Annotated in this window: 23 protein-coding genes; 17 read left to right on the forward strand and 6 right to left on the reverse strand. The window is 64.3% G+C overall.

Going from position 1 to position 25,423, the window contains the following annotated elements:
• Window positions 1-53: 53 nt before the first annotated feature.
• On the reverse strand, window positions 54-944 hold the full coding sequence (locus tag EGJ86_RS19720; protein ID WP_125836324.1) for an acyl-CoA dehydrogenase family protein: 891 nt from the start codon (window positions 942-944) through the stop codon (window positions 54-56).
• Window positions 945-1,092: 148 nt separating this feature from the next.
• On the opposite strand from EGJ86_RS19720, the gene olsB reads away from it, so the two are divergent.
• Together olsB and EGJ86_RS19730 are read left to right on the forward strand one after the other, a co-directional pair.
• Window positions 1,093-1,824, forward strand: coding sequence for an L-ornithine N(alpha)-acyltransferase (gene olsB / locus EGJ86_RS19725; protein ID WP_099522304.1), 732 nt, complete (start codon window positions 1,093-1,095; stop codon window positions 1,822-1,824).
• Window positions 1,825-1,932: 108 nt separating this feature from the next.
• Window positions 1,933-2,709 (forward strand): lysophospholipid acyltransferase family protein, encoded by a 777-nt coding sequence (locus tag EGJ86_RS19730; protein WP_125836325.1) that lies wholly within the window; start codon window positions 1,933-1,935, stop codon window positions 2,707-2,709.
• 175 nt (window positions 2,710-2,884) lie between these two features.
• Here the strand turns inward: EGJ86_RS19730 and EGJ86_RS19735 are convergent, their stop codons facing one another.
• Complete coding sequence (locus EGJ86_RS19735; protein ID WP_125836326.1) at window positions 2,885-3,733, reverse strand: universal stress protein; 849 nt, start codon at window positions 3,731-3,733, stop codon at window positions 2,885-2,887.
• Window positions 3,734-3,909: 176 nt separating this feature from the next.
• Here EGJ86_RS19735 and EGJ86_RS19740 point away from each other — a divergent pair, with 176 nt between their 5' ends.
• Complete coding sequence (locus tag EGJ86_RS19740) at window positions 3,910-6,627, forward strand: cation-transporting P-type ATPase (protein ID WP_125836327.1); 2,718 nt, start codon at window positions 3,910-3,912, stop codon at window positions 6,625-6,627.
• Window positions 6,628-6,810: 183 nt separating this feature from the next.
• Here the strand turns inward: EGJ86_RS19740 and EGJ86_RS19745 are convergent, their stop codons facing one another.
• Complete coding sequence (locus EGJ86_RS19745) at window positions 6,811-7,395, reverse strand: ACP phosphodiesterase (protein WP_125836328.1); 585 nt, start codon at window positions 7,393-7,395, stop codon at window positions 6,811-6,813.
• 126 nt (window positions 7,396-7,521) lie between these two features.
• Here EGJ86_RS19745 and EGJ86_RS19750 point away from each other — a divergent pair, with 126 nt between their 5' ends.
• Window positions 7,522-7,824: a helix-turn-helix transcriptional regulator gene (locus EGJ86_RS19750; RefSeq protein WP_099522956.1), complete on the forward strand. Its 303-nt coding sequence runs from the start codon at window positions 7,522-7,524 to the stop codon at window positions 7,822-7,824.
• Window positions 7,825-7,851: 27 nt separating this feature from the next.
• Window positions 7,852-8,901 carry an alkene reductase gene (locus EGJ86_RS19755; RefSeq protein WP_125836329.1) on the forward strand — a complete coding sequence of 350 codons (1,050 nt, stop codon included), beginning with the start codon at window positions 7,852-7,854 and terminating at the stop codon, window positions 8,899-8,901.
• Window positions 8,902-9,012: 111 nt separating this feature from the next.
• On the opposite strand, the gene EGJ86_RS19760 is transcribed toward EGJ86_RS19755, so the two are convergent.
• Window positions 9,013-9,858, reverse strand: a complete 846-nt coding sequence (locus EGJ86_RS19760; protein ID WP_125836330.1) for an ATPase — start codon at window positions 9,856-9,858, stop codon at window positions 9,013-9,015.
• A 359-nt stretch (window positions 9,859-10,217) separates the two neighbouring features.
• Here EGJ86_RS19760 and EGJ86_RS19765 point away from each other — a divergent pair, with 359 nt between their 5' ends.
• Entirely contained in the window at window positions 10,218-10,505 is a 288-nt protein-coding gene (locus tag EGJ86_RS19765) for a hypothetical protein (protein WP_125836331.1), read from the forward strand.
• Here EGJ86_RS19765 and EGJ86_RS19770 read toward each other — a convergent pair.
• Both EGJ86_RS19770 and EGJ86_RS19775 read right to left on the reverse strand, forming a co-directional pair.
• Window positions 10,496-11,494, reverse strand: coding sequence for an NAD(P)-dependent oxidoreductase (locus EGJ86_RS19770; protein WP_125836332.1), 999 nt, complete (start codon window positions 11,492-11,494; stop codon window positions 10,496-10,498). The two genes, EGJ86_RS19765 and EGJ86_RS19770, sit on opposite strands and share 10 nt — an antisense overlap.
• Window positions 11,495-11,595: 101 nt before the next feature.
• Window positions 11,596-12,492: a LysR family transcriptional regulator ArgP gene (locus tag EGJ86_RS19775; protein WP_125836333.1), complete on the reverse strand. Its 897-nt coding sequence runs from the start codon at window positions 12,490-12,492 to the stop codon at window positions 11,596-11,598.
• 94 nt (window positions 12,493-12,586) lie between these two features.
• Between EGJ86_RS19775 and EGJ86_RS19780 the strand changes: the two genes are divergently transcribed.
• The 11 genes from EGJ86_RS19780 to EGJ86_RS19830 all read left to right on the forward strand — a co-directional run bounded on the left by EGJ86_RS19780 (window position 12,587) and on the right by EGJ86_RS19830 (window position 25,178).
• The gene (locus tag EGJ86_RS19780; RefSeq protein WP_125836334.1) at window positions 12,587-13,000 is read left to right on the forward strand and encodes an ACT domain-containing protein; all 414 of its coding nucleotides are present in this window, start codon (window positions 12,587-12,589) and stop codon (window positions 12,998-13,000) included.
• Window positions 13,000-13,602, forward strand: a complete 603-nt coding sequence (locus tag EGJ86_RS19785; protein ID WP_125836335.1) for a LysE/ArgO family amino acid transporter — start codon at window positions 13,000-13,002, stop codon at window positions 13,600-13,602. The genes EGJ86_RS19780 and EGJ86_RS19785 overlap by 1 nt, the downstream gene beginning before the upstream one ends.
• 40 nt (window positions 13,603-13,642) lie before the next feature.
• Window positions 13,643-14,599, forward strand: coding sequence for a LysR family transcriptional regulator (locus EGJ86_RS19790; protein WP_099522315.1), 957 nt, complete (start codon window positions 13,643-13,645; stop codon window positions 14,597-14,599).
• Between the two features lie 90 nt (window positions 14,600-14,689).
• Window positions 14,690-14,872: a hypothetical protein gene (locus EGJ86_RS19795; RefSeq protein WP_125836336.1), complete on the forward strand. Its 183-nt coding sequence runs from the start codon at window positions 14,690-14,692 to the stop codon at window positions 14,870-14,872.
• An 86-nt stretch (window positions 14,873-14,958) separates the two neighbouring features.
• The gene (locus EGJ86_RS19800; RefSeq protein WP_125836337.1) at window positions 14,959-15,186 is read left to right on the forward strand and encodes a DUF2790 domain-containing protein; all 228 of its coding nucleotides are present in this window, start codon (window positions 14,959-14,961) and stop codon (window positions 15,184-15,186) included.
• A gap of 412 nt (window positions 15,187-15,598) precedes the next feature.
• Window positions 15,599-19,534 carry a trifunctional transcriptional regulator/proline dehydrogenase/L-glutamate gamma-semialdehyde dehydrogenase gene (gene putA, locus EGJ86_RS19805; RefSeq protein ID WP_125836338.1) on the forward strand — a complete coding sequence of 1,312 codons (3,936 nt, stop codon included), beginning with the start codon at window positions 15,599-15,601 and terminating at the stop codon, window positions 19,532-19,534.
• A 424-nt stretch (window positions 19,535-19,958) separates the two neighbouring features.
• Window positions 19,959-21,386 carry an arginine-ornithine antiporter gene (gene arcD / locus EGJ86_RS19810; protein WP_125836339.1) on the forward strand — a complete coding sequence of 476 codons (1,428 nt, stop codon included), beginning with the start codon at window positions 19,959-19,961 and terminating at the stop codon, window positions 21,384-21,386.
• Window positions 21,387-21,401: 15 nt separating this feature from the next.
• Window positions 21,402-22,652, forward strand: a complete 1,251-nt coding sequence (gene arcA, locus EGJ86_RS19815; RefSeq protein ID WP_125836340.1) for an arginine deiminase — start codon at window positions 21,402-21,404, stop codon at window positions 22,650-22,652.
• A gap of 64 nt (window positions 22,653-22,716) precedes the next feature.
• The gene (locus EGJ86_RS19820; RefSeq protein ID WP_125836341.1) at window positions 22,717-23,727 is read left to right on the forward strand and encodes an ornithine carbamoyltransferase; all 1,011 of its coding nucleotides are present in this window, start codon (window positions 22,717-22,719) and stop codon (window positions 23,725-23,727) included.
• 146 nt (window positions 23,728-23,873) lie between these two features.
• Entirely contained in the window at window positions 23,874-24,800 is a 927-nt protein-coding gene (gene arcC, locus EGJ86_RS19825; RefSeq protein WP_125836342.1) for a carbamate kinase, read from the forward strand.
• Between the two features lie 12 nt (window positions 24,801-24,812).
• Window positions 24,813-25,178 carry a DUF5064 family protein gene (locus tag EGJ86_RS19830; protein WP_125836344.1) on the forward strand — a complete coding sequence of 122 codons (366 nt, stop codon included), beginning with the start codon at window positions 24,813-24,815 and terminating at the stop codon, window positions 25,176-25,178.
• Window positions 25,179-25,423: the final 245 nt, after the last annotated feature.

Below are 25,423 nucleotides of genomic sequence, written 5' to 3' on the forward strand. Positions count from 1 at the left end.
ATGAATCGCGAGGCAACCTTATGCGCACACTGCCGAGAGGGTACTGATATGGATCAAGAGCCGGCGACAATCTGCCGCGCTTTCTCCAGGCGTTTGCTGCGCGCCGCCGCGGCAATGCGCCGCAAACCCGTGTCGCGCTGCCACAGCGCGGCCCAGTGCGTAGGCCCCGTGGCGAAAGCGTCATCCAATTCACCAGCCAGCGCCTGCTGTTGGGCGAACAGGCCGGCGAGCAGCAGATGAGTAGTTGCAGCATTGGGCGCTTGCCGCGCCACCTCGGCGCAGCCTGCCAACAGTGCCTGCAAACGCAATAGCAGGGATTCGGGCCAGGCGCTTTCGCGGCCCACACCGAACAGCCAGGCCGCCACTGCCGCGAGGACGTGCGCGTCTTCCAGCGTACGAAAGGGTTTGACGTAGTCGTCCCAGCCATCGCCTGCCAAGCGCTCGCCCTGCGCCTGATCCAGATGCAAACGGGCATGGCCGATATCCGGCATCAGCGGCAAGGCTGGCAGCGGCTCGATGCGCACGCCGGGTGCGCCCTGGCGCACCACACCGAGAGCTAGACGCGGTGCCTGCCCTTCGCCCTCTTCGCGCGCAGCTACCAGTAGCCAGTCGGCGCATTCAGCAGCGGTGACAAAATCCTTGCGACCCACGATGTGCAGACCGTCTATACGCGTGTTCATGTCCGCCGGGCGGGTGCTGCGGTTCTCCGTCACACACAGCGCGCCGGCCGTCCAGGGCGCCGCCGGCCAAAGCACACGCAGCGCCGCCTGGTAACCCGCGAGAAAGGCCAGCCCAGGCGTGGCCGCCTGCAAACCGCCCACCAGCGCCAGCTCGAAGGGCTGTGGCGTGCCGCCCAGACGCGCCAGCAGGCGAGCGTACCAGTCCTCCAACCCCGCCTCGGCAGTCAGGCGCTCGATAGGCTGAAACAGGCTCGACCAAGGCATCGCATCGGCTCCTCGCAGCAGCATCTGAGCTGCTGTCACATAAGCATCAAAAAAGCTTCACGGTGGTGACACCGCAGCTACCTAGCCTGAGCTTGCCCAACAAGATCGACCGGCTGCAAGCATCCAGCCGGCACACGGAGGATCTGGCATGACTCAAACCGCTCGCCGACTGCAGGCCGAACGCCTGCAAGGCCCCGCCGCCCTGCGTGAAGCGCAGGCCTTGCGCTACCGCGTATTCAGCGCGGAATTCGACGCCAAGCTCAACGGCGCCGAATTGGGTCTGGACATGGACGACTACGACATTCACTGCCGCCATATCGGCGTACGTGACCTGGAAAGCGGCGAGCTGGTGGCCACCACCCGCCTGCTCGACCACCAGGCGGCTGCCGGTCTTGGCCGCTACTACAGCGAAGAGGAATTCGCCCTGCACGGCCTTGCCGGTCTCGAAGGCCCAGTGCTGGAGATCGGCCGCACCTGCGTCGATGTCGCCTACCGCAACGGCGCCACCATCGCCGTACTCTGGGGCGAGCTGGCCGAGGTGCTCAACGAAGGCGGCTACCGCTACCTGATGGGCTGCGCCAGCATCTCCATGCAGGACGGCGGCATCCAGGCCCATGCAGTCATGCAGCGCCTGCGTGAACGCTACCTGTGCACCGAGCATCTGCGTGCCGAGCCGAAACACCCACTGCCGCAGCTGGACCTGCCGGGCAACGTCATCGCCGAAATGCCGCCGCTGCTCAAGGCCTACATGCGCCTGGGCGCGAAGATCTGCGGTGAACCCTGCTGGGACAAGGATTTCCAGGTGGCCGACGTGTTCATCCTGCTCAAGCGCGACGAGCTGTGCCCACGCTACGCCCGGCACTTCAAGGCGGCAGTCTGAAACCCGGCCTGTAGGAGCTCGCCCCTACAGGCCGGCATGAATCACGATAATGGCCAAACGGCGCTGCCCGTGGATAATGCTGGCACTCGTTCTCAAGCGGAGGCCTCAATGGCCAAACTGCGTCTGTCCCTGCGCCTCGCCCACCTGGCCCTGGTAATCGCCTTCGGCGCCCTGCTGGCCGGCATCGTCAGCCTGTTCGAGCGTGTAGTTCGGCACGACCTGATGCCGCTGCGCCAACGCCTGACCCGCTGGTTCCTGGCACGCCTGGGCGGCGCCCTGCCGTTTCGCGTACGGGTGGAGGGCGAGCTGCCCACGCAACCGATGCTGTGGGTCGCCAACCACGTGTCATGGACCGACATTCCGCTGCTGGGCGCTCTGCAGCCGCTGTCCTTTCTGTCCAAGGCGGAAGTACGCGGCTGGCCGCTGGCCGGCTGGCTGGCACACAAGGGTGGCACGCTATTCATCCGCCGCGGTGCAGGCGACAGCAGCCAGGTGAGCCAGCAGCTCACCCGCCACCTGCAGCAGGGCCATCACCTGCTGATCTTTCCCGAAGGCACCACCACTGACGGCCTGGCCCTGCGCACCTTTCACGGTCGCCTGCTGAGCAGCGCCATCGACAGCGGCGTGGCGCTGCAACCGGTGGCCATCCGTTATTTGCGCGATGGCCAACCCTGTCCGGTGGCGCCGTTCGTGGGCGACGACGACATGCTCTCGCATCTGCTGCGCCTGCTCTCGAGCTCGGCCTGCGAGGTCGAGATCCGCCTGCTCGCACCGATCCCCAGCGAATCACGCAGCCGCAACGAACTGGCCCGGCACAGCCAGGCCATCATCGCTAGCGCGCTGCAGCTGGATGCGGTCGAGGCGCAACCGGCCGCAGCGGCCTAGGCTCTGTACGAAAAGTGCCTGCGCTCGGTGATGCTTCGTTAAAAACGGGTTCGGAATGCTCATTTACAGCTCGTAAACTCTGATGCGAGCCCAGTCCGTTCCTCACCCGTTTTTGTGGGGCCGCCATCGGTATCGCCTGACCTTCGCTCGGCGACTTTTCGTACAAACCCTAGCCTCAGCCAGCCGGCGGTACGATCAAGGCGTCGCTGTCGAGCGAGGCCAGCAAGCGACTGGCAACGCTGCCCAGGAAGAAACGTGATGCTCCTTCGCGGGCATGGGTGCCGAGCACCAGCAGGTCAGCACCAGACTGACGCAAGGCCTCGCCGATCACCCCTTCCGGCGAGCCGATCTGCACCAGCAGGCGCTCGTGACTCAGGCTCACGCCGACTGCACTCAGGCGCTCCACCAGTTGCTGACGCTGCAGCTCGCGCTGATTCTCCAGCACCTCGGCGCTGATACCCGCCTCCATCATCGCGCCCGCCACGACCGGCTCGACCGCGCTGGCCACATGCAGCTCGTCCAGACTCGCCAGACCCAGCTCACGCACCCGGTTCAGGGCTTGCTGCGAGGTGCGCGAGAGGTCCATCGCCAGCAACGCATGACGGTATTCATGGGTCACCGGACCATTGACCCGCAGCACTGGCAGATGACTGCTGCGCACCACCCGCTCGAGCGTCGTGCCGACGAAGAAGTCACGCAGTGCCGACTTGCGATGTGCGCCCACCACCAGCAGGTCGGCGCCCATACCTTGCGCGCTTTCGACAATGACCGAGGCGGCCTCGCCAGTGCCCACGATCACCCGCGGCACGCTGCCCGCCTGCTCGCCGAGGCGTTCGGCCTGCGCCTGCAGCAGGGTTTCGGCCTGTTGCACCTGACGTTGCACATGCGCAGCCGGCGCATCGTCATCGATCACGTGCAGCAGAGCCCACTCGCCACCACCTTGGCGGCGGATCAATTGCACGGCGCGCTGTACCGCGTGCGCCGAACGTTCGGACAGATCGGTCGCTACCAGAATCTTGATCATCTCGTGTTCCTCCATGGGTTTAACACCGCGTTACATTCAAGCGCCTCGCGACCTCGTACTCCTTGATGCAGGTCAGGTCCGACGCGCTAAAGCGGTCTAGGTTAGTAAGGACTGCGGGGTGCGCCGGCCGTCGGCCATCGACAGGCGCAGCCGGCCCAACCAAGGAGACGCGCCCCATGGGCAATCCCCCCTCACAACATAGTGACCACGCCTGGCACGGTTTGACTGCACAACAAGCGCTCGACGAGCAGCGCAGCAGTGCCAGCGGCCTCAGCCAGGAGGAAGCCGAGCAGCGCCTGCAGCGCTACGGCGCCAACCGCCTGCCGCCGCTGCAACGCCGTGGGCCGCTACTGCGCCTGCTCTATCAGTTCCACAACGTGCTGCTCTACATGATGCTGGTCGCAGCGCTGATCACCGCCCTGCTCGGCCATTGGGTCGACACCTCGGTGATCCTCGCCGCCGTGCTGATCAACGTGATCATCGGCTTCATCCAGGAAGGCAAGGCGGAGAACGCGCTGGACGCCATTCGCAGCATGCTCTCGCCCCACGCCATGGTGCTGCGTGGCGGTGAACGCCATGAAATCGATGCCGAGCGCCTGGTGCCCGGCGACATCGTGTTGCTGGTATCCGGCGACAAGGTGCCGGCCGACCTGCGCCTGACCAGCGTGAAGAACCTGCTGGTGGAAGAAGCGGCGCTGACCGGCGAATCGGTGCCGGTGGAAAAATCCGTGGCCCACTGCAACGCCGACGCCCCGCTCGGCGCCCGCCGCTGCATGGCTTACTCGGGCACGCTGGTCAGTAGCGGCCAGGCCAGCGGCGTGGTGGTGGCCAGCGGCGCCGACACCGAACTCGGCCGAATCGGCGCGATGCTGCAGCAGGTGCAGGCGTTGTCCACGCCGCTGCTGCGACAGATCGAACAGTTCAGCCGCTGGCTGGCGGTGATCATCCTGATCCTGGCCTTGGCCACCTTCATCCTCGGCATCCTCTGGCACGGCCAGAATCCGGGGGAGATGTTCATGATGGTGGTGGCACTGACCGCCTCGGCCATCCCCGAGGGTCTGCCGGCGATCATGACGGTGATCCTCGCCCTCGGCGTGCAGCGCATGGCCGGCCACAATGCCATCGTCCGCCGCCTGCCGGCAGTGGAAACCCTGGGCTCGGTGACGGTGATCTGCTCGGACAAGACCGGCACCCTGACCCGCAACGAAATGACCGTACAACGCGTGGTCAGCGCCAGCCGCATCCTCGATGTCTCCGGTGTAGGTTACGCCCCGGAAGGCGCCTTTCACCAGGACGGCAAGCTGCTTGAGCCCGACACCGAACTGCTGGAGATCGCCCGTGCCGCCCAGCTGTGCAACGACGCCCGCCTGCAACAGGACGCCGCCGGCCACTGGCGACTGCATGGCGACCCGACCGAAGGCGCGCTGCTGACCCTGGCGCTGAAAAGTGGTCTCGATATCCAGTCGCTGCGCACACAATTGCCCCGCAGCGACGCAATTCCGTTCGAATCCGAACACCGCTTCATGGCCACCCTGCACCACGACCACACCGGCCATGGCCTGGTCTACCTCAAGGGCGCCCCCGAGCGCGTGCTGGAAATGTGCGCCAGCCAGCGCAGCGCCGACGGCGCTAACACGGCTCTGGATGCCGACTACTGGCGACGCCAGGCCACCGATCTGGCTGCCCGTGGCCTGCGCCTGCTGGCCCTGGCCAGCAAAACGGCACCGACCGAGCAACGCAATCTGAGCTTCGACGACGTCGAAAGCGGGCTGACTCTGCTCGCGCTGGTCGGCATCATCGACCCGCCACGCGAGGAGGCCATCGCCGCCGTCGCCGAATGCCAGCGTGCCGGCATCCGGGTAAAGATGATCACCGGCGACCATGCCGAGACGGCCCGCGCCATTGGTGCACAACTGGGCATCGGCGTCGGCCTGCCGGCGATGACCGGCGCCGAGCTGGAACTGCTCGATGACCGCCGTCTGCGCGAGGTGTTGCCCGGCGTCGAGGTATTCGCCCGCGCCAGCCCCGAGCACAAATTGCGCCTGGTACAGGCCATGCAGGACAGCGGCGAGGTCGTGGCCATGACCGGCGACGGCGTCAACGACGCGCCGGCCCTGAAGCGCGCCGACGTCGGCGTGGCGATGGGCAACAAGGGCACTGAAGCAGCCAAGGAAGCCGCCGAAGTAGTGCTGGCCGACGACAACTTCGCCACCATCGCCGGGGCCGTGCGCGAAGGCCGCGCGATCTACGACAACCTGAAGAAATTCATCCTGTTTTCCCTGCCGACCAATGGCGGCCAGTCGCTAATCGTGATCTTCGCCATCCTGTTCCAGGTGGTGCTGCCACTGACGCCGGCGCAGGTGCTGTGGATCAACATGGTCACCTCAAGCACCCTGGGTCTGGCGCTGGCCTTCGAACCCAGCGAGCGCGGTTTGATGCAGCGCGCCCCACGCGCGCCGAACGAGCCCCTGCTGTCCGGCTTCTTCGTCTGGCGCGTGGTGATGGTTTCTGTACTGATTGCCGGCGCGGGCATCGGCCTGTTCCTCTGGGAGCTGAAGCTCGGCAACAGCCTGGAAAGCGCCCGCACCATCGCAGTGAATGCCGTGGTGATGTGCGAAATCTTCTACCTGTTCAACAGCCGCAGCATCTTCGGCTCGGTGCTCAACCGCGACGCCCTGCTGGGCAATCGCGCGGTGCTGGTGACCATCGCCATCTGCCTGGTGCTGCAGCTGTTGTTCACCTATGCACCGCCATTGCAGGGGGTGTTCGGCTCGGTCGGCCTGAGCCTGGAGGAATGGCTGCGAGTGCTCCTGGCAGGCCTGGCGCTGTTCGCCGTGGCGGAGCTGGAGAAATGGGTGGTGCGGCGCTTTGGCCTGCATGCCCAGTCGGCCTGAGCCGCTGAAGGAGAGATTGCAGTGATGGTCGTCGCGGCTGACGCCCCTCCCACAGCGCCCGACGCGAAACCTGGTGGGAGGCGCTTTGGCAGCGAACGTCGCAGCGGCGAAATCCCCGGTGCGCACGGCGCACCCTACGGTCCAGACTCGGTTCACATGTAGGGTGCGCTGCGCGCACCGCCGCTACCTCGATGCGTTCAGTTCGGCCTCGGCGAAGGCCATCAGTTCGGGGTAGAAGGCACTGAAGTCCTCACTGAGCGGCTCGTACAACTGCTCCAGCTCGGCCAGGCTGCCGTCGAGCAACTGCGGTTTGGACAGCCGCCGCTGCATACCGGCAATCACCTGCTCCAGCACCGCGAACTCGCGGTAGCTGCCGAGCCAGTCCTGCGCGGCCATGCGCGGTGCCATCAGTGCCAGGCGCCCGGGCAACTCGGGCTCGGCCGCCAGCACGCGATATACCCGCCCGGTGAAGTGATCCAGCGGTTGCGACGCGTACGCCGACCAGTCACGGGCCAGGCAGTGATCGAAAAACAGATCCAGCAGCATGCCGGCCGTTCTTCGCCGCTCGACAGGAAAGCGCGCCCGCGCGCGGGCTTGCAGTGGGTGGCTGTCGGTGAAGGCATCGATGCGCCGGTGCAGACGAATGGCCGCCTCGATTTGTGCCGGCCAGCGCCCGCTCAACGGGCCTTTGACGAAATCGCCGTAGAGGCTGCCAAGCAACTGCGGTGGTGCGTCGCCACCAAGATGGAGATGGGCCAGATAGTTCATCCCGCGAGCTTACCGCCGTGAGCAGAACAATCGAAGCCGTTGATGGAGACTATTGGAACAATCAATCTGTATATCGCTCAGAGACGATATAAGGTTCGCCACATGACGATACAGACCCACACCGCCATGGAAATCGACCTCGACGCCATCATCAAGGCTCTCGCCCATCCGGTACGCCGCGACATCCTCGACTGGCTGAAGGAGCCCGAGCTGAACTTCGCCGAACAGGATCACCCGCTGGAGATCGGTGTGTGCGCCGGCAAGATCTTCCAGCGTACGGGGCTGTCGCAGTCCACCGTTTCTGCCCATCTGACCACTCTGCAACGCGCCGGTCTGGTGACCAGCCGCAAGGTTGGCCAGTGGCACTTCTTCAAGCGTAACGACGAGCTGATTCAGGTGTTCGTCGAGCGCCTCGGCCAGCAACTCTGATTTGACCTTTCCTCCGGAGAAACCACCATGCCCACACTGTTCGACCCCATCCAGATCGGCGACCTGCAGCTGAACAACCGCATCATCATGGCACCGCTGACCCGTTGCCGCGCCGACGAAGGCCGTGTGCCCAATGCGCTGATGGCCGAGTACTACACGCAGCGCGCCGCGGCCGGGCTGATCATCAGCGAAGCTACCGCTGTCACGCCGATGGGCGTGGGCTACCCAGATACCCCCGGCATCTGGTCGGATGCGCAGATTCGCGGCTGGAGCAACGTCACCCAGGCCGTACATGCCAACGGCGGCAAGATCGTCCTGCAGCTGTGGCACGTCGGCCGCATCTCCGACCCGATCTACCTGAACGGCGAGCTGCCGGTCGCCCCGAGCGCGATCCAGCCGGCCGGCCATGTCAGCCTGGTGCGCCCGATCAAGGACTACGTCACCCCGCGTGCACTGGAAACCGAAGAGATCGCCGACATCGTCGAGGCGTATCGTCAGGGCGCCGAAAACGCCATGGCTGCCGGTTTCGATGGAGTGGAAATCCACGGTGCCAACGGCTACCTGCTCGACCAGTTCCTGCAGAGCAGCACCAACCAGCGCACCGACCGCTACGGCGGCAGCATCGAAAACCGCGCGCGTCTGCTGCTGGAAGTGACCGATGCAGCCATCTCGGTATGGGGCGCCGGCCGCGTCGGCGTACACCTGGCACCGCGTGCCGATTCGCACGACATGGGTGACGCCAACCGCGGCGAAACCTTCGGCTACGTCGCTCGCGAGCTGGGCAAACGCGGCATCGCCTTCATCTGCGCTCGCGAAAAAGCCGACGACGACAGCCTGACGCCGCAACTGAAGAAGGAATTCGGCGGCGTATTCATCGCCAACGAACGTTTCACCAAGGATCAGGCCAACGCCTGGCTGGCCGAAGGCAAGGCTGATGCCGTGGCCTTCGGCATCCCCTTCATCGCCAACCCGGACCTGCCGCAGCGCCTGGAGCAGAACGCCGCACTGAACGAGCCGCACCCGGAAACCTTCTACGGTTCCGGCCCGGTCGGTTATATCGACTATCCGCGTCTGTAAGATCGCAGCTAATCCCCCTCCCGCAAGCGATATCCCGTGGGAGGGGCTTTAGCCGCGACCAATAAATGAACAAGCCCCGCATTGCGGGGCTTGTTCATTTAGCGAATTGCCTCAGCGCTGATTGATCTGCTGCTGCAGATTCACCACCTGGCTCTGCAGGGTGTTGATGTTGCGCGTCATCTGCGCGCGGAAGGCATCGAACTCGGCAGTATTCGGGCCGGCACTGGCAGCCGGGCGATTGTCCAGCTCGCTGCGCAGCACCAACAGATCCTGCTCCAGACTGCGAATGGATTGCGCCGGATTACCCTGCTTTTTCAGCGTCTCGATATCGCCGCCGAGAGCCTTGATACGGGTATCGAGCTTGGCCAGCTCGGCCTGGGTGGCCTTGGCATCGCCTTGCGCGGCCTTCAGCGCCGCCTGCTCGGTGGAAAGCGCCTGCAGGCGCTTGTCGAAATCGGCGCTGGCGCCAATGCCGCTCTTGAGCTCCGTGCCCAGCTGATCGATACGCTTGTCCAGCGCAGCCTGCGCCGTGGCGCTCTGCTGTTGCTGCTTGCCCAGCTCGGCCAGGCGCGTTTCCAGCTGTTTGACCTGCAGCTTGAGCGCCTCGCTACCGCTGGTGACGTTGGATTCGGTCGCCACCACCTTGCCGGAAATATCCTGAATGCGTCCTGCCGCCTCCTCGCTGATGCGAGCGAAGCTCTCCTGGGTCGCCACCAGGCGCTGCTCCATCAAGCCGATCTGCTGCAGGCTCCACCAGCCCAGTCCAGCCAGAGCGAAACTCAGTGCACCCACCAGCGCCCACAGCGGCCCGGTACTGGCGCCCTTGGCTACTGCCTTGCTGCTGGTAGCGCGGCTGCTGCGCGGCGCTGGTTCCTCGCGCGGCTCGGCAAACTCCTCGCGGCGCTCCGGGGTCAGGCTGGGCAGATTGTCGAGTTCGTCGTTGGCGTCGTTGCGCATGGTCGGACCTATGGTTGGAACGAATAAACAGAAATGCCGCGCAGTATACCGATTCGCCATTACACCATCAGCGTCGCGCCAAGCGGGTGCGCGATGCACCGACGAAGGGCGCGACAGGGCCATCGACTCGTCTGCAACCCAGCAGTTCCGCAAAACATGAACTGGTACGCAGTTTGCTTTTGATCCTGTCGTGAACGCGCCGATAGAGCGTCGCTAACGAGCCAGCAGGCGGCCTGAAAAGTTCTGCAAAGCAATACAGCACAAGTTCGTGTTACAGCCGCTGGGAAGAGGCTGCTCAGATCGCGGAAGGCGTGGAACGCCGAAGCCCGTGATCCTTCAACCAATCGGGGGAAGTGGCAATGGAACTGAACAAAGAAGTACTGGACTGCATGAAAGCGCTGCGTCGCCGTCTACGCGAAGAGCAGGACGTGGATATTCGCATGAGCCAGCCCAATGCGATCATCGCCATGCTCGATGGCAGCCTGAAATCCGACGATGAAGAAACCCGCCGCCTCGGCCAACGTCTGGCCGAACTGTCCGATCAACCGCAGCGAGCAACAGTGATGCCACTGGCCGCAGTCGAGCTACCGGTCGGTACGCCAACCGGCTCGGTACGCGTCTATCGCGGCCAGCGCATCTACGCCTGAGGCCCCATCTGCGCCTGCCACCAGGTGCAGAACTCATCCAGTGCATCCCACAGGCTGGCCCGGGGCTCGTAGCCAAGGTACTCGCGGGCGCGATCGATGTTCAGGGAAAAATCCCTGGCCATCACCGCCACGCCGAGGCGAAACAGACTTGGTTCTGGCCGCCCGGGCAGTACCCGGCACACGCCTTCGTTGAGCGTCGCCGCAGCGTAGGCCAGCGGGAATGGCACATGCCGCGTCACCGGCGGCAGCTCCAAGCGACGTAACACATAATTGACCACGTCCCACAGCGGCACTGGCGCACCATTGCTGATGTTGTACACCTGGCCAAGCGCCGCTCCGCCCACCTGCAGCGAGCTGAGCAAGGCGTCGTTAAGATTGTGCACGTTGGTGAAGTCGACCTTGTTCAGGCCATTGCCGATGATCGCCAGACGGCCCTTGCGTTGCATACCGATCAAGCGTGGGAAAATGCTGGTATCGCCCGCGCCGGTGACGAAGCGCGGACGCAGGGCGATCACCTCCAGGCCGAATTCCTGTGCGGCGAACACCTGTTGTTCGGCCAGGTACTTGGTCTTGCCGTAGTGATCGGAGAAGCGTTTGGGCACCTGCTCCTCGCGGATATCGACATGAGACTTGCCATCGAAATAGATCGACGGCGAGGACAGATGCACCAGGCGCTGGACCTTCTGCTTGAGGCAGGCGTCGACGATATTCTCGGTGACCGTGACGTTGGCCTGATGAAAGTGCGCGTAATCACCCCATACGCCAACCGCGCCGGCGCAGTGCACCACGGCCTCGACATCCTGGCACAAGGCCTGGGCCAGCTCGGCATCACCAAGGTCGCCCTGAACGAACTCGGCGCCACGCTTGATCAGGTGCTGCACACCTTCTGCGCGGCGGCCATTGACCCGCACGGCCAGCCCTTGCTCGAGCGCAAAACGAGCGAAGCGCCCACCGATGAAGCCACTCGCGCCGGTGACCAGAATCTTCATCGTCATCCCCTACCGTTAATTCTTGTAGTTGCCGCACTCTAGCAGTGCCATTGTCGTAACGCGCTGTCGGCGGCGGCCATAACTACGACCCGGCGGGCCGCTCACTGGTGCAACGGCACCAGCACCGACGCGGAGTGACGACGCAGTTGCTCAGTCAGTTCGCCGAGCAATTCGCCGCCATTGCGCCAGTGGTGCCAATACAACGGCACATCGATGCAGCGCTCGGGCACCAGGTCCACCAGCCTGCCGCTGGCCAGCTCTTCTCGTACCTGCAATTCCGGCACCAGGCCCCAACCGAGGCCGCCTTCGGTCAGGCGCACGAACCCTTCGGACGAGGGGCACAGGTGGTAGGCGAAGGCGCCCGTGACCCCGAGGCTCGCCAGGTAGCGATGCTGCAACTGATCATCCGGGCCGTAGACGATGGCCGGTGCCCGCGCCAGGGTTTCGGCGCTAACGCCTGCGGCAAAATGCCGGGTGATGAAGCCCGGGCTGGCAAGCGCGCGATAACGCATCGCGCCAAGCGCCAGGCTGCGCGCCCCCGCCACTGGGCGCTCGGCAGCACACACGCAACCGGCCACTTCACCGGCGCGCATGCGCTTGAGGCCCACTTCCTGATCTTCCACCACCAACTCCATCAGCACTTGCTGGGCGGCGCAGAACTCGGATGTCGCCGTCGCCCACCAGGTCGCCAGGCTGTCGGCGTTGATGGCGATGCGCAGGCGCTCGGGCAAGGCCTGCTCGTCCAGCCCCGGCACCTGGCCCTGCAGGTCGCGCTCGAGCAGGCGCACCTGCTGCACGTGATTGAGCAGACGTCGGCCGGTTTCGGTTGGCGCCGGTGGCGTCGCGCGCACCAGCACCGGCTGGCCGACCCGTGCTTCGAGCAACTTGATGCGCTGCGATACCGCCGACTGCGACAGCCCCAGCACCTGCGCGGCACGTTCGAAGCCAGCCTGCTCCACCACCGCCGCCAGCGCAGCGAGAAGTTTGTAATCGAACAATCGATTTTCCTAATGAGCGATCAGTAATATTTGTTTCTCTTATACATCCGCACGCAGCAGACTCGCCAGCATTCAATCCAATCAGGAGCCCGCCATGTCCGGCGAAACCAACCTCGCGCGCCTGCTGCAGAGCATGACGCCGCGGCTCAATCCCGGTCAGTACGTGTTCTGTTGCGTCCCGGCCGAGCATGACTGCAACGGCCTGCAGCCCATCGCTAGCCTGCGCGAAACCGAAGGACTGAGCCTGGTACTGACGCGCGAAGTCGCCGACGCCCATGGCCTGCACTACGACTACGTCGCTGCCTGGATCACCCTTGAGGTGCATTCGTCGCTGGCTGCCGTGGGCCTCACAGCATCCTTCTCTGCCGCCCTGGCGCAGGCGGGAATCAGTTGCAACGTGGTCGCCGGCTTTCATCACGACCATATCTTCGTGCCCAGCGAACGCGCCGAGCAGGCGCTGTCCACCTTACGCGCGTTGTCGGCGGCGTCCATACCGGAGTCAGCGTGATGTGGCAGAGCTATAGCAACGGCCTGTTGGTGGCCATCGGCCTGATCATGGCCATCGGCGCGCAGAACGCCTTCGTCCTGGCGCAGAGCCTGCGCCGTGAGCACCATCTGCCGGTGGCCGCCCTGTGCATCGTCTGCGACGCCCTGCTGGTGGCCGCTGGCGTGTTCGGTCTGGCCACCCTGCTGGCGCAGAGCCCGACCTTGCTGGCCATCGCTCGCTGGGGCGGCGCTGCCTTCCTCATCTGGTACGGCAGCCAGGCGCTGCTGCGCGCTGCGCGCCCGCAATCACTGCAAGCGGCAGGTAGCGAGCCGCGCTCATTGCGCGCGGTGCTGCTCGCCGCACTGGCGGTCACCCTGCTCAACCCGCATGTCTATCTGGATACCGTGCTGCTGATCGGCTCGCTCGGCGCCCAGCAACCAGAACCTGGCGCCTATGCCGCAGGAGCTGCCAGCGCCTCCTTTCTCTGGTTTGCCACACTGGCACTTGGCGCCGCCTGGCTTGCGCCCTGGCTGGCCAGGCCACTGACCTGGCGCCTGATCGACCTCGGCGTAGCGGCGATGATGTTCGCAGTGGCGGCGCAGTTGATTCTCGGCGCGCTGTAATCACGCATAATGCGCCGGGCTAATTACGCCAGGAGCAACAATGGATACCTTGCATGGTATGCGCGTATTCGTTCAGGTGGTCGAGCGCGGCAGCTTCACTGCCGCGGCCCAAGCACTGAATCTGTCCACCGCGCAGGTGTCGCGACTGATCGCTGATCTCGAGCAACACCTCGAGGCCCGCCTGCTGCAGCGCACCACGCGGCGCCTGGCGCTAACCGAGACCGGTGAGCGTTACCTCGAGCGCTGCCGGCAGATTCTCGGCCAGATCGACGAAGCCGACGCCGAAGCACGTGGCGCGCACCGCACCCCCAGCGGTCGCCTGCGCGTGCACACCATGACCGGTCTCGGCCTGCAGCACATCACCCCGCTGATTGCCCGCTATGCCGAACATCATCCTCAGGTCGTGGTGGAACTGACCCTGGCCCAGCGCACTCCAGACCTGCTCGAAGACGGCCATGACGTGACCATCGCCTTCGCCCGCGACCTGCCTGACTCGCAACTGGTTGCGCAACGCCTGGGCGCAATCCACAGCGTCATCTGCGCGGCGCCCAGCTATCTGGCTCAATACGGCATTCCCGAACACCCGGCTGACCTGCAACGACATCGTCACCTGCGCCTGACCGACCCGCTGTATCGCGGTCAATGGGATTTCGGTGACGACCAGTTGGAGGCGCTGCCGGCCGAATGCTTCCAGGTCAACGTCGCCGAGGCCTTGGTCAAGGCAGCCCAGGCCGGCATGGGTTTCTGCCTGCTACCCTCCTTCGTCGCCAGCCAGCCGCTGCGTGAAGGGCGCCTGCTGCGCATCCTGCCGCAGCACCGGCTACGCGCACTGAACATCTATGCGATGTATCCATCGCGACGCTTTCTCGATGCCAAGACGCGCACCTGGGTAGAGTTTCTCAAGGCCGAACTGCCGCCGTTACTGCTTGGCGACGAAGCGGTGCTGGACGACGCACAACACTGGGCAAGCCCGGAGAAATTGTTGCGCGAAAGGTAATGGTCATTCACTCAAAGCGCGCTTTTTCCGACCTCGATGCCTCACTAGGATGACTTCGAACCCACGAAGAATCCCAAGAGGATCGCCCCAATGAAGAACCTTCTCACTGCCACTGTCCTGTCCCTTTCCACCCTGCTGGCCGCCCAAGCCTGCTTCGCCGAAGAGTCGGCGGCCTTCGTCGCTCATCAGCAGGCCCACCAGCAACAGCCGCACGCCACAGCCACCCAGCAGGCGCATGCCGCGAGCACGCAGAACAGCGATCAGCACGGTTGACCCAGAGCTTACCTGGCGCCGGCCGCGCTCCTGACCGGCGCCCCTCGGGCCGCTGAACCGGCCCTTTTTCCCGCATCGAGGCCATCATGAAACGTATCGCCTGCCTGCTCGCTTTCAGCTGCGCCGCAACCCTGGCACATGCCGAAACGCCCGAGCACTACCACTACGGCATGCACCTGGACATTGCAAAGGTCATCAGCCAGACCCTGCCGCAAGGCTGCCAAGCGGGTGAAGCCCGCATGGTCTACCTGGACTCCAAAGGTGAGCAGCACACGCTAATCTACCAACGTATCGGCGAAAACTGCCGATACTGACCACCGCCAGGCGCCGGCCGGCGCGTGCAATCCGTCACTTCGTACCACCATCTCATTTCTAGCGGTCTACCCTGATCAAAAGGCAGCACCTTGCCGACAACCGGGTAGCACCAAGGTTGCACCCTAAAGCCTCTCCACTGGCTTCAGCTTGGTTTGCGCTACTCATGACCTATTTGCCTGCGGCGTCGGGCTTCAGCGGCACCGTTCATCGGCCAAGGGATTAGACGTTCGTCGGTCCACGATAATTATTGGTTGCACCTGGTTGCACCCTGCGTATTTACGGGTTTAATCTCCCGCAGCTTTTTTGTTGCCCGCCATTCATGGCGGCACCGCTTCGGGCCGTCGCAAGCGACGTCAAAAACTGCTCCGGCAGTTTTTACCGTGCATAACCTGACAATAAGTAGGACTCCCCATGGCTACTACCACTCTTGGCGTAAAACTCGACGATGCCACCCGCGAACGCCTGAAAAAGGCCGCCGCGCAGATCGACCGCACGCCGCACTGGATGATCAAGCAGGCGATCTTCAATTATCTGGAGCAAGTCGAGAGTGGCCTGACGCCCGCCGAACATGCCGGCCTGGCCGCAGCCGCCGGTGAAGAAGCCCTGGAATCGCTGACCGAACAGGGTCTGCAGGTGTTCCTCGATTTCGCCGAGAGCATCCTCCCGCAGTCGGTGTTGCGCGCCGCCATCACCAGCGCCTATCGCCGCCCGGAAACCGAAGTGGTACCGATGCTGCTGGAGCAGGCGCGCCTGAACCCGGAGCAGGCCGAGGCCTCGCAGAAGCTGGCCCTGGGCATCGCCGAAAAGCTGCGCAACCAGAAGAACGCCAGCGGTCGTCAAGGCCTGGTGCAGGGGCTGCTGCAGGAGTTCTCGCTGTCGTCGCAGGAAGGCGTAGCGCTGATGTGCCTGGCCGAAGCCCTGCTGCGCATCCCCGACAAGGCCACCCGTGACGCGCTGATCCGCGACAAGATCGCCAACGGCAACTGGAGCCAGCACCTCGGCCAGAGCCCGTCGATGTTCGTCAACGCGGCGAGCTGGGGCCTGCTGATCACCGGCAAGCTGGTCTCGACCCACACCGAAGCCGGCATGACTTCGGCGCTCAACCGCATCATCGGCAAGAGCGGTGAGCCGGTGATCCGCAAGGGCGTGGACATGGCCATGCGCCTGATGGGCGAGCAGTTCGTCACCGGCGAAACCATCGCCGAAGCCCTGGCCAACGCCTCCAACCTGGAAGCCAAGGGCTTCCGCTATTCCTACGACATGCTCGGTGAAGCCGCGCTGACCGAAGAAGATGCCAAACGCTACCTGGCCTCCTACGAGCAGGCCATCCACGCCATCGGCAAGGCCTCCCATGGCCGTGGCATCTACGAAGGCCCGGGCATCTCGATCAAACTGTCCGCCCTGCACCCGCGCTACAGCCGCGCCCAGTACGAGCGCGTGATGGACGAGCTGTACCCGACCCTGCTGGGCCTGACCCAGCTGGCCAAGCAGTACGACATCGGCCTCAACATCGACGCCGAGGAAGCCGACCGCCTGGAGCTGTCGCTGGACCTGCTCGAGCGCCTTTGCTTCGAGCCGAGCCTGGCCGGCTGGAACGGCATCGGTTTCGTCATCCAGGCCTACCAGAAGCGCTGCCCATACGTGATCGACTACGTCATCGACCTGGCCAAGCGCAGCCGCCACCGCCTGATGATCCGCCTGGTAAAAGGCGCCTACTGGGACAGCGAGATCAAGCTGGCCCAGGTCAACGGCCTCGAGGGCTACCCGGTGTACACCCGCAAGCCGTACACCGACGTGTCCTACCTGGCCTGCGCACGCAAGCTGCTGGCCGCGCCGGAAGCCATCTACCCGCAGTTCGCCACCCACAACGCCCACTCGCTGTCGGCCATCTACCAGTTGGCCGGGCAGAACTACTACCCGGGTCAGTACGAGTTCCAGTGCCTGCACGGCATGGGTGAGCCGCTGTACGAGCAGGTCGTTGGCAAGATCGCCGACGGCAAGCTGAACCGCCCGTGCCGCATTTACGCGCCAGTGGGCAGCCATGAAACCCTGCTGGCCTACCTGGTGCGCCGCCTGCTGGAAAACGGCGCCAACACCAGCTTCGTCAACCGCATCGCCGACCACAGCATCTCGCTGAAAGACCTGGTGCTCGACCCGGTGCTGCAGGTCGAGCAGATGGCCGCGCAGGAAGGCACCATCGGCCTGCCGCATCCGCGCATCGCCCTGCCGCGTGACCTGTACGGCAAGGAGCGGGTCAACTCCTCCGGCCTGGACCTGGCCAACGAACACCGTCTCGGCTCGCTGTCCTCGGCGCTGCTGTCGACCGCCAACCAGAGCTACCTGGCCGAGCCGATGCTCGGTTGCGATGGCGTCAATCCGGGCGAGCCGGAGCCAGTGCGCAATCCAGCCGATCACCGCGATCTGGTTGGCCATGTACGCGAAGCCAGCGTCAAGGATGTCGACAGCGCCATCCTCTGCGCCCTGGCCAGCGGGCAGATCTGGCAGTCCACCCTGCCCGCCGAACGCGCCGCCGTGCTGGAGCGCGCCGCCGACCTGATGGAAGCCGAGCTGCAGCAACTGATGGGCCTGCTGGTGCGTGAGTCCGGCAAGACCTTCGCCAACGCCATCGCCGAAGTGCGCGAGGCGGTGGACTTCCTGCGTTACTACGCGATCCAGGCCCGCAGCTTCGGCAACGACAGCCACCGCCCGCTGGGCCCGGTGGTGTGTATCAGCCCGTGGAACTTCCCGCTGGCGATCTTCAGCGGTCAGGTGGCTGCCGCCTTGGCCGCCGGCAACACCGTGCTGGCCAAGCCCGCCGAACAGACCCCGCTGATCGCCGCACAGGCCGTGCGCATCCTGCGCGAGGCCGGCGTGCCGGCTGGCGCCGTGCAACTGCTGCCGGGCCGTGGCGAGACCGTTGGTGCGCGCCTGGTGGGTGACGAGCGTGTGCGTGGCGTGATGTTCACCGGTTCCACCGAAGTGGCCGGCATCCTCCAGCGCAACATCGCCGGGCGCCTGGATGCCCAGGGCCGCACCATTCCGCTGATCGCCGAAACCGGCGGCCTCAACGCCATGATCGTCGACTCCTCGGCACTGACCGAGCAGGTGGTGATGGACGTGGTCGCCTCTGCCTTCGACAGCGCCGGCCAGCGCTGCTCGGCGCTGCGCGTGCTATGCGTGCAGGACGACGTGGCCGACCGTGTGCTGACCATGCTCAAGGGCGCCATGGCCGAATACAGCCTGGGCAACCCGGAGCGTCTGAACACCGACATTGGCCCGGTGATCGACGCCGAGGCCAAGGCCGGCATCGACACCCACATCGCCAAGCTGCGCGAAAAAGGCCGCAAGGTCACCCAACTGGCGCGCGTCAACGGTGAGGAGATCAAACGCGGCACCTTCGTCGTACCGACCCTGATTGAGCTGGATAGCTTCGATGAGATGAAGCGCGAGATTTTCGGCCCGGTGCTGCACGTGGTGCGCTACCAGCGCGCGGACCTGGGCAAGCTGCTGCAGCAGATCAACGACAGCGGCTACGGCCTGACCCTCGGCGTGCACACACGCATCGACGAGACCATCGCCCAAGTGGTCGGCACCGCCAAGGTCGGCAACCTGTATGTGAACCGCAACATGGTCGGCGCCGTGGTCGGCGTGCAGCCGTTCGGTGGCGAAGGCCTGTCCGGCACTGGTCCGAAAGCCGGTGGCCCGCTGTACCTGTTCCGCCTGCTGTCGACCCGTCCACAGGAGGCCGTCGCCCAGTATCTGCAACAGGCCGAGGTGCAGGCCCTGCCGGTTCCGACCGAGCTGGACAAGGTACGTGCCGCCTTCGCCGAATGGGCAGCCAAGCAGGAGCCAGCCATCGCCGCGCTGTTCGAGCAGTACCGCGGCCTGTCGCAGAGCTACAGCAGCCACACGCTGACCGGCCCGACCGGCGAGCGCAACAGCTACACCCTGCTGCCGCGCGAGCACGTGCTGAACCTGGCCGACGAGCGTGGTGATCTGCTGGCTCAGTTGGCTGCCACCCTTGCCGTCGGCAGCCGGGCGATCTGGCTGGACGGCCAACGCCCGCTGTACGCCGAACTGCCGAAGGAGGTGCAGAAGCACATCCAGCTGGTGGCCGACTGGAACAGCGTCGACGTGGAGCTGGACGCCATCCTGCACCACGGCGACTCCGACCAGCTGCGCGCAGTCAGCGAGCAGGCGGCACAGCGCAAGGGCGCCATCGTCGGTGTACATGGCCTGAACAAGGGCGAGACCGACATCGCCCTGGAACGTCTGCTGGTGGAACACGCCCTGAGCGTCAACACCGCTGCGGCTGGCGGCAACGCCAGCCTGATGACCATCGGCTGATCACAGCCGATAACACCGCGGAAAGCTGGATGAAAGCTTTCCGCGGCATGCTGCACCCACACGGAGCAACTGCCTGCAGGGGCTACCCGCCCGGCGCCGTGTTCTCTCCTCTTGACCTTCGGGTCTGTGCCAGCCTATCCGGCCGGCGCGTCGAGCGGGGCCAACCGCCCCGCCCATCCCCTCTCCCCGCGAAAAATCCATCGCAACTGGCCATCATTGCGGAACAGAAAGTTCGGTCTATGTTGATTGGACTGGCGCCTCCCCATGCCAGACAGAGCAGCAGTCCTGATGCTCATCAGGTGCTCGACAACGCCTGGAACAAGGATGTGCGTTGACGAATCCTGACTATTGATTCAAGTCAGGATGCTGTGCTCGCCAAACGCGCTCAATACCTATGTCCCCTTGTGACACGGAGGTAATTGAGATGTCTGACTCGACGCAAAAACTCCGCCTCGGCGCGCTGATCGCGCTGGTCGTCGGCTCCATGGTCGGCGGCGGTATCTTCTCGCTTCCGCAAAACATCGCAGCCAGCGCCAGCGCCGGTGCCACCCTGATCGGCTGGCTGATCACCGGGGTGGGCATGCTGACCCTGGCGTTCGTGTTCCAGACCCTGGCCAATCGCAAGCCCGAACTCGACGGTGGGGTGTACGCCTACGCCAAAGCCGGTTTCGGCGACTACATGGGTTTCTCCTCAGCCTGGGGCTACTGGATCAGCGCCTGGATCGGCAACGTCAGCTACATGGTGCTGCTGTTTTCCACTTTGGGTTACTTCTTCCCGGTCTTCGGCGAAGGCAACACCCTGCCGGCAGTGATCTGCGCCTCGGTGCTGCTCTGGCTGCTGCACTTTCTGGTGCTGCGCGGGATCAAGGAAGCGGCCTTCATCAACACCGTGACCACCATCGCCAAGATGCTGCCGCTGGCGCTGTTCATCGTCATCGCCGCCATCGCCTTCAAGCTCGACGTATTCACTGCGGACTTCTGGGGCCGCAGCAATACCGAGCTGGGCAACGTGATGGATCAGGTGCGCAACATGATGCTGGTCACCGTCTGGGTGTTCATCGGCATCGAAGGCGCGAGCATCTTCTCCGCTCGCGCCGAGAAGCGCAGCGATGTCGGCAAGGCCACGGTGATCGGCTTCGTCGGTGTGCTTCTGCTGCTGGTCCTGGTCAACATCCTGTCTCAGGGCATCATGGCCCAGGCCGAACTGTCCGGGCTGAAGAACCCGTCCATGGCCGGCGTGCTGGAGCAGGTGGTCGGCCCTTGGGGTGCACAGTTGATTTCGATCGGCCTGATCATCTCACTGGCAGGCGCCTTGCTGTCGTGGACGCTGCTGTGCGCCGAGATTCTCTTCGCCAGCGCCCGCGACCACACCATGCCGGCGTTCCTGCGCAAGGAGAACGCCAACCACGTTCCGGCCAATGCGCTGTGGCTGTCCAACGGACTGATCCAGCTGTTTCTGATCATCACGCTATTCAACGCCTCCACCTACCTCAGCCTGCTGTACCTGGCCACCTCGATGATTCTGGTGCCGTACTTCTGGTCCAGCGCTTACGCGGTATTGCTGGCGGCACGCGGCGAGACTTACGCCAACGCCGCCGGCGAGCGCAACAAGGATCTGCTGATCGCCGCCATCTCCACCCTGTACGCGGTGTGGCTGGTGTATGCCGCCGGCGTGCAGTACCTGCTGCTCTCGGCGCTGCTCTATGCCCCTGGCGCGATCCTCTTCGCCAAGGCCAAGCGCGAGCTGGGTCAGCCCATCTTCACCGGTGTCGAGAAATTGATTTTTGTAGCCGTACTGATCGGTGCCGCCATCGCCGCCTACGGACTGTATGACGGTTTCCTGAGTCTGTGAGAGAAGGAGTTCGACATGTCCAAGAAAGCCCTCGGCGTTCATTCCGAAGCCGGCAAACTGCACAAGGTGATGGTCTGTTCGCCAGGCCTCGCCCACCTGCGCCTGACCCCCGCCAACTGCGATGAACTGCTGTTCGACGATGTGATCTGGGTATCCCAGGCCAAGCGCGACCACTTCGACTTCATGACCAAGATGCGCGAACGCGGCGTCGAAGTGGTGGAGATGCACAACCTGCTGGAAGAGACCGTCAGCGATCCCAACGCGCTGAAGTGGATTCTCGACCGCAAGATCACCCCCAATAGCGTCGGCCTCGGCCTGCAGAACGAAGTGCGTTCCTTTATCGAAGGACTGGAGCCACGCAAGATCGCCGAGTTCCTGATCGGCGGCGTATCCGGCGCCGATCTGGTCAAGCACAAGGATTCCGAGGCAGCGAAGATGTTCAACGCCTACCTCGGCGAAGCCAGCTTCATCTTCCCGCCGCTGCCCAACACCCAGTTCACCCGCGACACCACCTGCTGGATCTATGGTGGCGTCACCTTGAACCCCATGTACTGGCCAGCGCGCCGTCAGGAAACCCTGCTCGCCAGCGCCATCTACACCTTCCACCCGGACTTCGCCAATGAGCCCTTCGAGATCTGGTACGGCGACCCGGACCAAGAGCACGGCTCAGCCACTCTGGAAGGCGGTGACGTCATGCCCATCGGCAATGGCACCGTGTTGATCGGCATGGGCGAACGCAGCTCGCACCAGGCCATCGGCCAGGTGGCGCGCGCACTGTTTGCCAAGGGCGCGGCAGACAAGGTCATTGTCGCCGGCCTTGGCCGCTCCCGCGCCGCCATGCACCTGGACACCGTATTCAGTTTCTGCGACCGCGACCTGGTGACCATCTTCCCGGAAGTGGCCAACAGCATCGTGCCCTTCATCCTGCGCCCAGACGAGAGCCGCCCAGGCGGCATCGACGTACGCCGCGAGGACAAACCCTTCGTCGATGTGGTCGCCGAATCCCTCAACCTGAAAAAACTGCGTGTGGTGGAAACCGGCGGCGACGCCTACGAGGCCGAACGCGAGCAGTGGGACGACGGCAACAACGTGGTCTGCCTGGAGCCGGGCGTGGTCATCGGCTACGACCGCAACACCTACACCAACACCCTGCTGCGCAAGGCCGGCGTCGAGGTCATCACCATCAGCGCCAGCGAGCTGGGACGCGGTCGCGGCGGCGGTCACTGCATGACCTGCCCGATCATCCGCGACCCCATCGATTACTGATCCAGCCAGCCCCGGCGGCCAACCGTCGCCGGGACGTTTCGACTGCCCAAAAGGAGAAAGAACCATGGCGTTCAACATGCACAACCGTCACCTGCTAAGCCTGATGCACCACAGCACCCGTGAGCTGCGTTACCTGCTCGACCTGTCACGCGACCTCAAACGCGCCAAATACACCGGCACCGAGCAGCAGCACCTGACCCGCAAGAACATCGCGCTGATCTTCGAGAAGACTTCGACCCGCACCCGCTGCGCCTTCGAGGTGGCAGCCTACGACCAGGGCGCCAACGTCACCTACATCGACCCCAACTCCTCGCAGATCGGCCACAAGGAAACCATGAAGGACACTGCCCGCGTGCTCGGGCGCATGTACGACGCCATCGAGTACCGCGGCTTCAAGCAGGAGATCGTCGAGGAACTGGCCACCTATGCGGGCGTGCCGGTGTTCAACGGCCTGACCGACGAATACCACCCCACGCAAATGCTCGCCGACGTGCTGACCATGCGCGAGCACAGCGACAAGCCATTGCACGACATCGCCTATGCCTACCTCGGTGACGCGCGCAACAACATGGGCAACTCGCTGCTGCTGATCGGCGCCAAGCTCGGCATGGATGTGCGCATCGCCGCGCCCAAGGCGCTGTGGCCGAGCGACGAGCACGTCGCCGCCTGCAAGAAATTCGCCGAGGAAAGCGGCGCACGCATCCTGCTCACCGAAGACCCGAAGGAGGCGGTCAAAGGCGTCGACTTCGTCCACACCGACGTCTGGGTATCGATGGGTGAGCCGGTGGAAGCCTGGGGTGAGCGCATCCAGGAGCTGCTGCCCTATCAGGTCAACGCCGAGATCATGAAGGCCGCTGGCAACCCACGGGTGAAGTTCATGCATTGTCTGCCGGCCTTCCACAACAGCGAAACCAAGATCGGCAAGCAGATCGCCGAGCAGTATCCGCACCTGAAGAACGGCATCGAGGTCACCGAAGAGGTCTTCGAGTCACCCTGGAACATCGCCTTCGAGCAGGCGGAAAACCGCATGCACACCATCAAGGCCATTCTGGTGGCGACCCTGGCTGATATTTAGGTTGACGTAGCCCGGATGCAATCCGGGGATGAGCTTGTCTCCCCTCTCCCATTTATGGGAGAGGGGCCGGGGGAGAGGGTCTGACCGGCGACACCGAACCCCAGACCACAAGCCCCGGATTCAATCCGAGCAACAAGGAGAACACCATGCGACTCGTCATCGCTCTGGGCGGCAATGCCCTGCTTCGTCGCGGCGAAGCCATGACTGCGGAAAATCAACGAGAGAACGTGCGCGTCGCCTGCGAGCAGATCGCCAAGGTGGCAGATGGCAACGAGCTGGTCATCGCCCACGGCAACGGCCCACAGGTCGGTCTGCTGGCCCTGCAGGGCAACGCCTATGACGCGGCCAATCCTTACCCACTGGACGTGCTCGGCGCCGAAACCGAAGGCATGATCGGCTACATGATCGAACAGGAGCTGGGCAACCTGCTGCCGTTCGAAGTGCCCTTCGCCACCCTGCTCACTCAGGTGGAAGTGGACAGCGCCGACCCGGCGTTCAAGAAACCGAGCAAACCCATAGGCCCGGTCTACAGCAAGGAAGAGTCCGAACGCCTGGCCGCCGAGAAAGGCTGGAGCATCGCCCCGGACGGCGACAAGTTCCGCCGCGTGGTGGCCAGCCCGCGCCCGCAGCGAATCTTCGAAATCCGCCCGATCAAATGGCTGCTGGAGAAGGGCAGCATAGTGATCTGCGCTGGCGGCGGCGGTATTCCCACGATGTACGACGGCAACCAGTTACGCGGCGTCGAGGCGGTGATAGACAAGGACCTGTGCTCGTCGCTACTGGCCGAACAGCTCAATGCCGACCTGTTGGTAATAGCCACCGACGTCGACGCTGCCTATGTCGACTGGGGCAAACCCACGCAGAAGTCCATCGCCGAAGCTCATCCCGATGCCATCGAAACGCTCGGCTTCGCCGCCGGCTCAATGGGGCCGAAGGTGCAGGCTGCCTGCGAGTTCGCGCGCAATACCGGCAGCAGCGCGGTGATCGGTTCGCTGGAAAATATCGAAGCCATCGTCCAGGGTCGTTCAGGCACACGCATCAACCTGGACTGCAAGGGCATCGTCTATCGCTGAGAGGGCATGATCATGTTCACACCCGGCCACCTTCACCGCGACAACCACGACCGCCCCGAGCATATGCGCCTGCTGCCGCCCTTCTCGGTGGACTTCTACTACGAAGTCCGCAAAGACCCGCAGCAGGGGCCGATGCTGCATATGCGCCTGGTCGGCGACGTGGACGGCCGGCACTTTGAGGAAGCGTTCGAACTGCATCGCGATGTCGCCTTCAACTTCGCCAGCGTGGCGACCCGCATCGCCGCCCGCCATGGCCTGCCTCCCAACGCCAGCCCGGTGATGCGTGGCCACGACGAGTACGACAAAGTGTTCGCCGATATCCGCAGCAAACTCAATGTCCAACCGGGCGAGCCGGTCAACCTCGATCACGTGCTCTGACACCGCGCATAGCCCGGATTGCATTCGGGCTATGCCTCTATCCCCAGGGTGCGCCGCGCGCACCGATGCAGTTGCTCAGGCCAGCGGATACTCCGGCCTGTATGGCTTCAAGAAGAGATAGCACCTCAAGACTCCCGCCGAACTGCCGATCCACATCACATGGCTCGGTGTAGTGGTCTACTGATCCCGGACACCCATTTAGGGCGAGAATGCTCGCCATAGAGAGGTGTCTGATGACCAAGCAA

Origin of the sequence: Pseudomonas sp. o96-267, assembly GCF_003935465.1 — a bacterium.
In the GTDB taxonomy this organism is placed as follows: Bacteria; Pseudomonadota; Gammaproteobacteria; order Pseudomonadales; family Pseudomonadaceae; genus Aquipseudomonas; species Aquipseudomonas sediminis.

Bases quoted from the DNA above. Each gene is read 5' to 3' on its own strand.
- EGJ86_RS19720 (WP_125836324.1), bottom strand. From the start codon at position 944: ATGCCTTGGTCGAGCCTGTTTCAGCCTATCGAGCGCCTGACTGCCGAG.
- olsB (WP_099522304.1), top strand. From the start codon at position 1,093: ATGACTCAAACCGCTCGCCGACTGCAGGCCGAACGCCTGCAAGGCCCC.
- EGJ86_RS19730 (WP_125836325.1), top strand. From the start codon at position 1,933: ATGGCCAAACTGCGTCTGTCCCTGCGCCTCGCCCACCTGGCCCTGGTA.
- EGJ86_RS19735 (WP_125836326.1), bottom strand. From the start codon at position 3,733: ATGATCAAGATTCTGGTAGCGACCGATCTGTCCGAACGTTCGGCGCAC.
- EGJ86_RS19740 (WP_125836327.1), top strand. From the start codon at position 3,910: ATGGGCAATCCCCCCTCACAACATAGTGACCACGCCTGGCACGGTTTG.
- EGJ86_RS19745 (WP_125836328.1), bottom strand. From the start codon at position 7,395: ATGAACTATCTGGCCCATCTCCATCTTGGTGGCGACGCACCACCGCAG.
- EGJ86_RS19750 (WP_099522956.1), top strand. From the start codon at position 7,522: ATGGAAATCGACCTCGACGCCATCATCAAGGCTCTCGCCCATCCGGTA.
- EGJ86_RS19755 (WP_125836329.1), top strand. From the start codon at position 7,852: ATGCCCACACTGTTCGACCCCATCCAGATCGGCGACCTGCAGCTGAAC.
- EGJ86_RS19760 (WP_125836330.1), bottom strand. From the start codon at position 9,858: ATGCGCAACGACGCCAACGACGAACTCGACAATCTGCCCAGCCTGACC.
- EGJ86_RS19765 (WP_125836331.1), top strand. From the start codon at position 10,218: ATGGAACTGAACAAAGAAGTACTGGACTGCATGAAAGCGCTGCGTCGC.
- EGJ86_RS19770 (WP_125836332.1), bottom strand. From the start codon at position 11,494: ATGAAGATTCTGGTCACCGGCGCGAGTGGCTTCATCGGTGGGCGCTTC.
- EGJ86_RS19780 (WP_125836334.1), top strand. From the start codon at position 12,587: ATGTCCGGCGAAACCAACCTCGCGCGCCTGCTGCAGAGCATGACGCCG.
- EGJ86_RS19785 (WP_125836335.1), top strand. From the start codon at position 13,000: ATGTGGCAGAGCTATAGCAACGGCCTGTTGGTGGCCATCGGCCTGATC.
- EGJ86_RS19790 (WP_099522315.1), top strand. From the start codon at position 13,643: ATGGATACCTTGCATGGTATGCGCGTATTCGTTCAGGTGGTCGAGCGC.
- EGJ86_RS19795 (WP_125836336.1), top strand. From the start codon at position 14,690: ATGAAGAACCTTCTCACTGCCACTGTCCTGTCCCTTTCCACCCTGCTG.
- EGJ86_RS19800 (WP_125836337.1), top strand. From the start codon at position 14,959: ATGAAACGTATCGCCTGCCTGCTCGCTTTCAGCTGCGCCGCAACCCTG.
- putA (WP_125836338.1), top strand. From the start codon at position 15,599: ATGGCTACTACCACTCTTGGCGTAAAACTCGACGATGCCACCCGCGAA.
- arcD (WP_125836339.1), top strand. From the start codon at position 19,959: ATGTCTGACTCGACGCAAAAACTCCGCCTCGGCGCGCTGATCGCGCTG.
- arcA (WP_125836340.1), top strand. From the start codon at position 21,402: ATGTCCAAGAAAGCCCTCGGCGTTCATTCCGAAGCCGGCAAACTGCAC.
- EGJ86_RS19820 (WP_125836341.1), top strand. From the start codon at position 22,717: ATGGCGTTCAACATGCACAACCGTCACCTGCTAAGCCTGATGCACCAC.
- arcC (WP_125836342.1), top strand. From the start codon at position 23,874: ATGCGACTCGTCATCGCTCTGGGCGGCAATGCCCTGCTTCGTCGCGGC.
- EGJ86_RS19830 (WP_125836344.1), top strand. From the start codon at position 24,813: ATGTTCACACCCGGCCACCTTCACCGCGACAACCACGACCGCCCCGAG.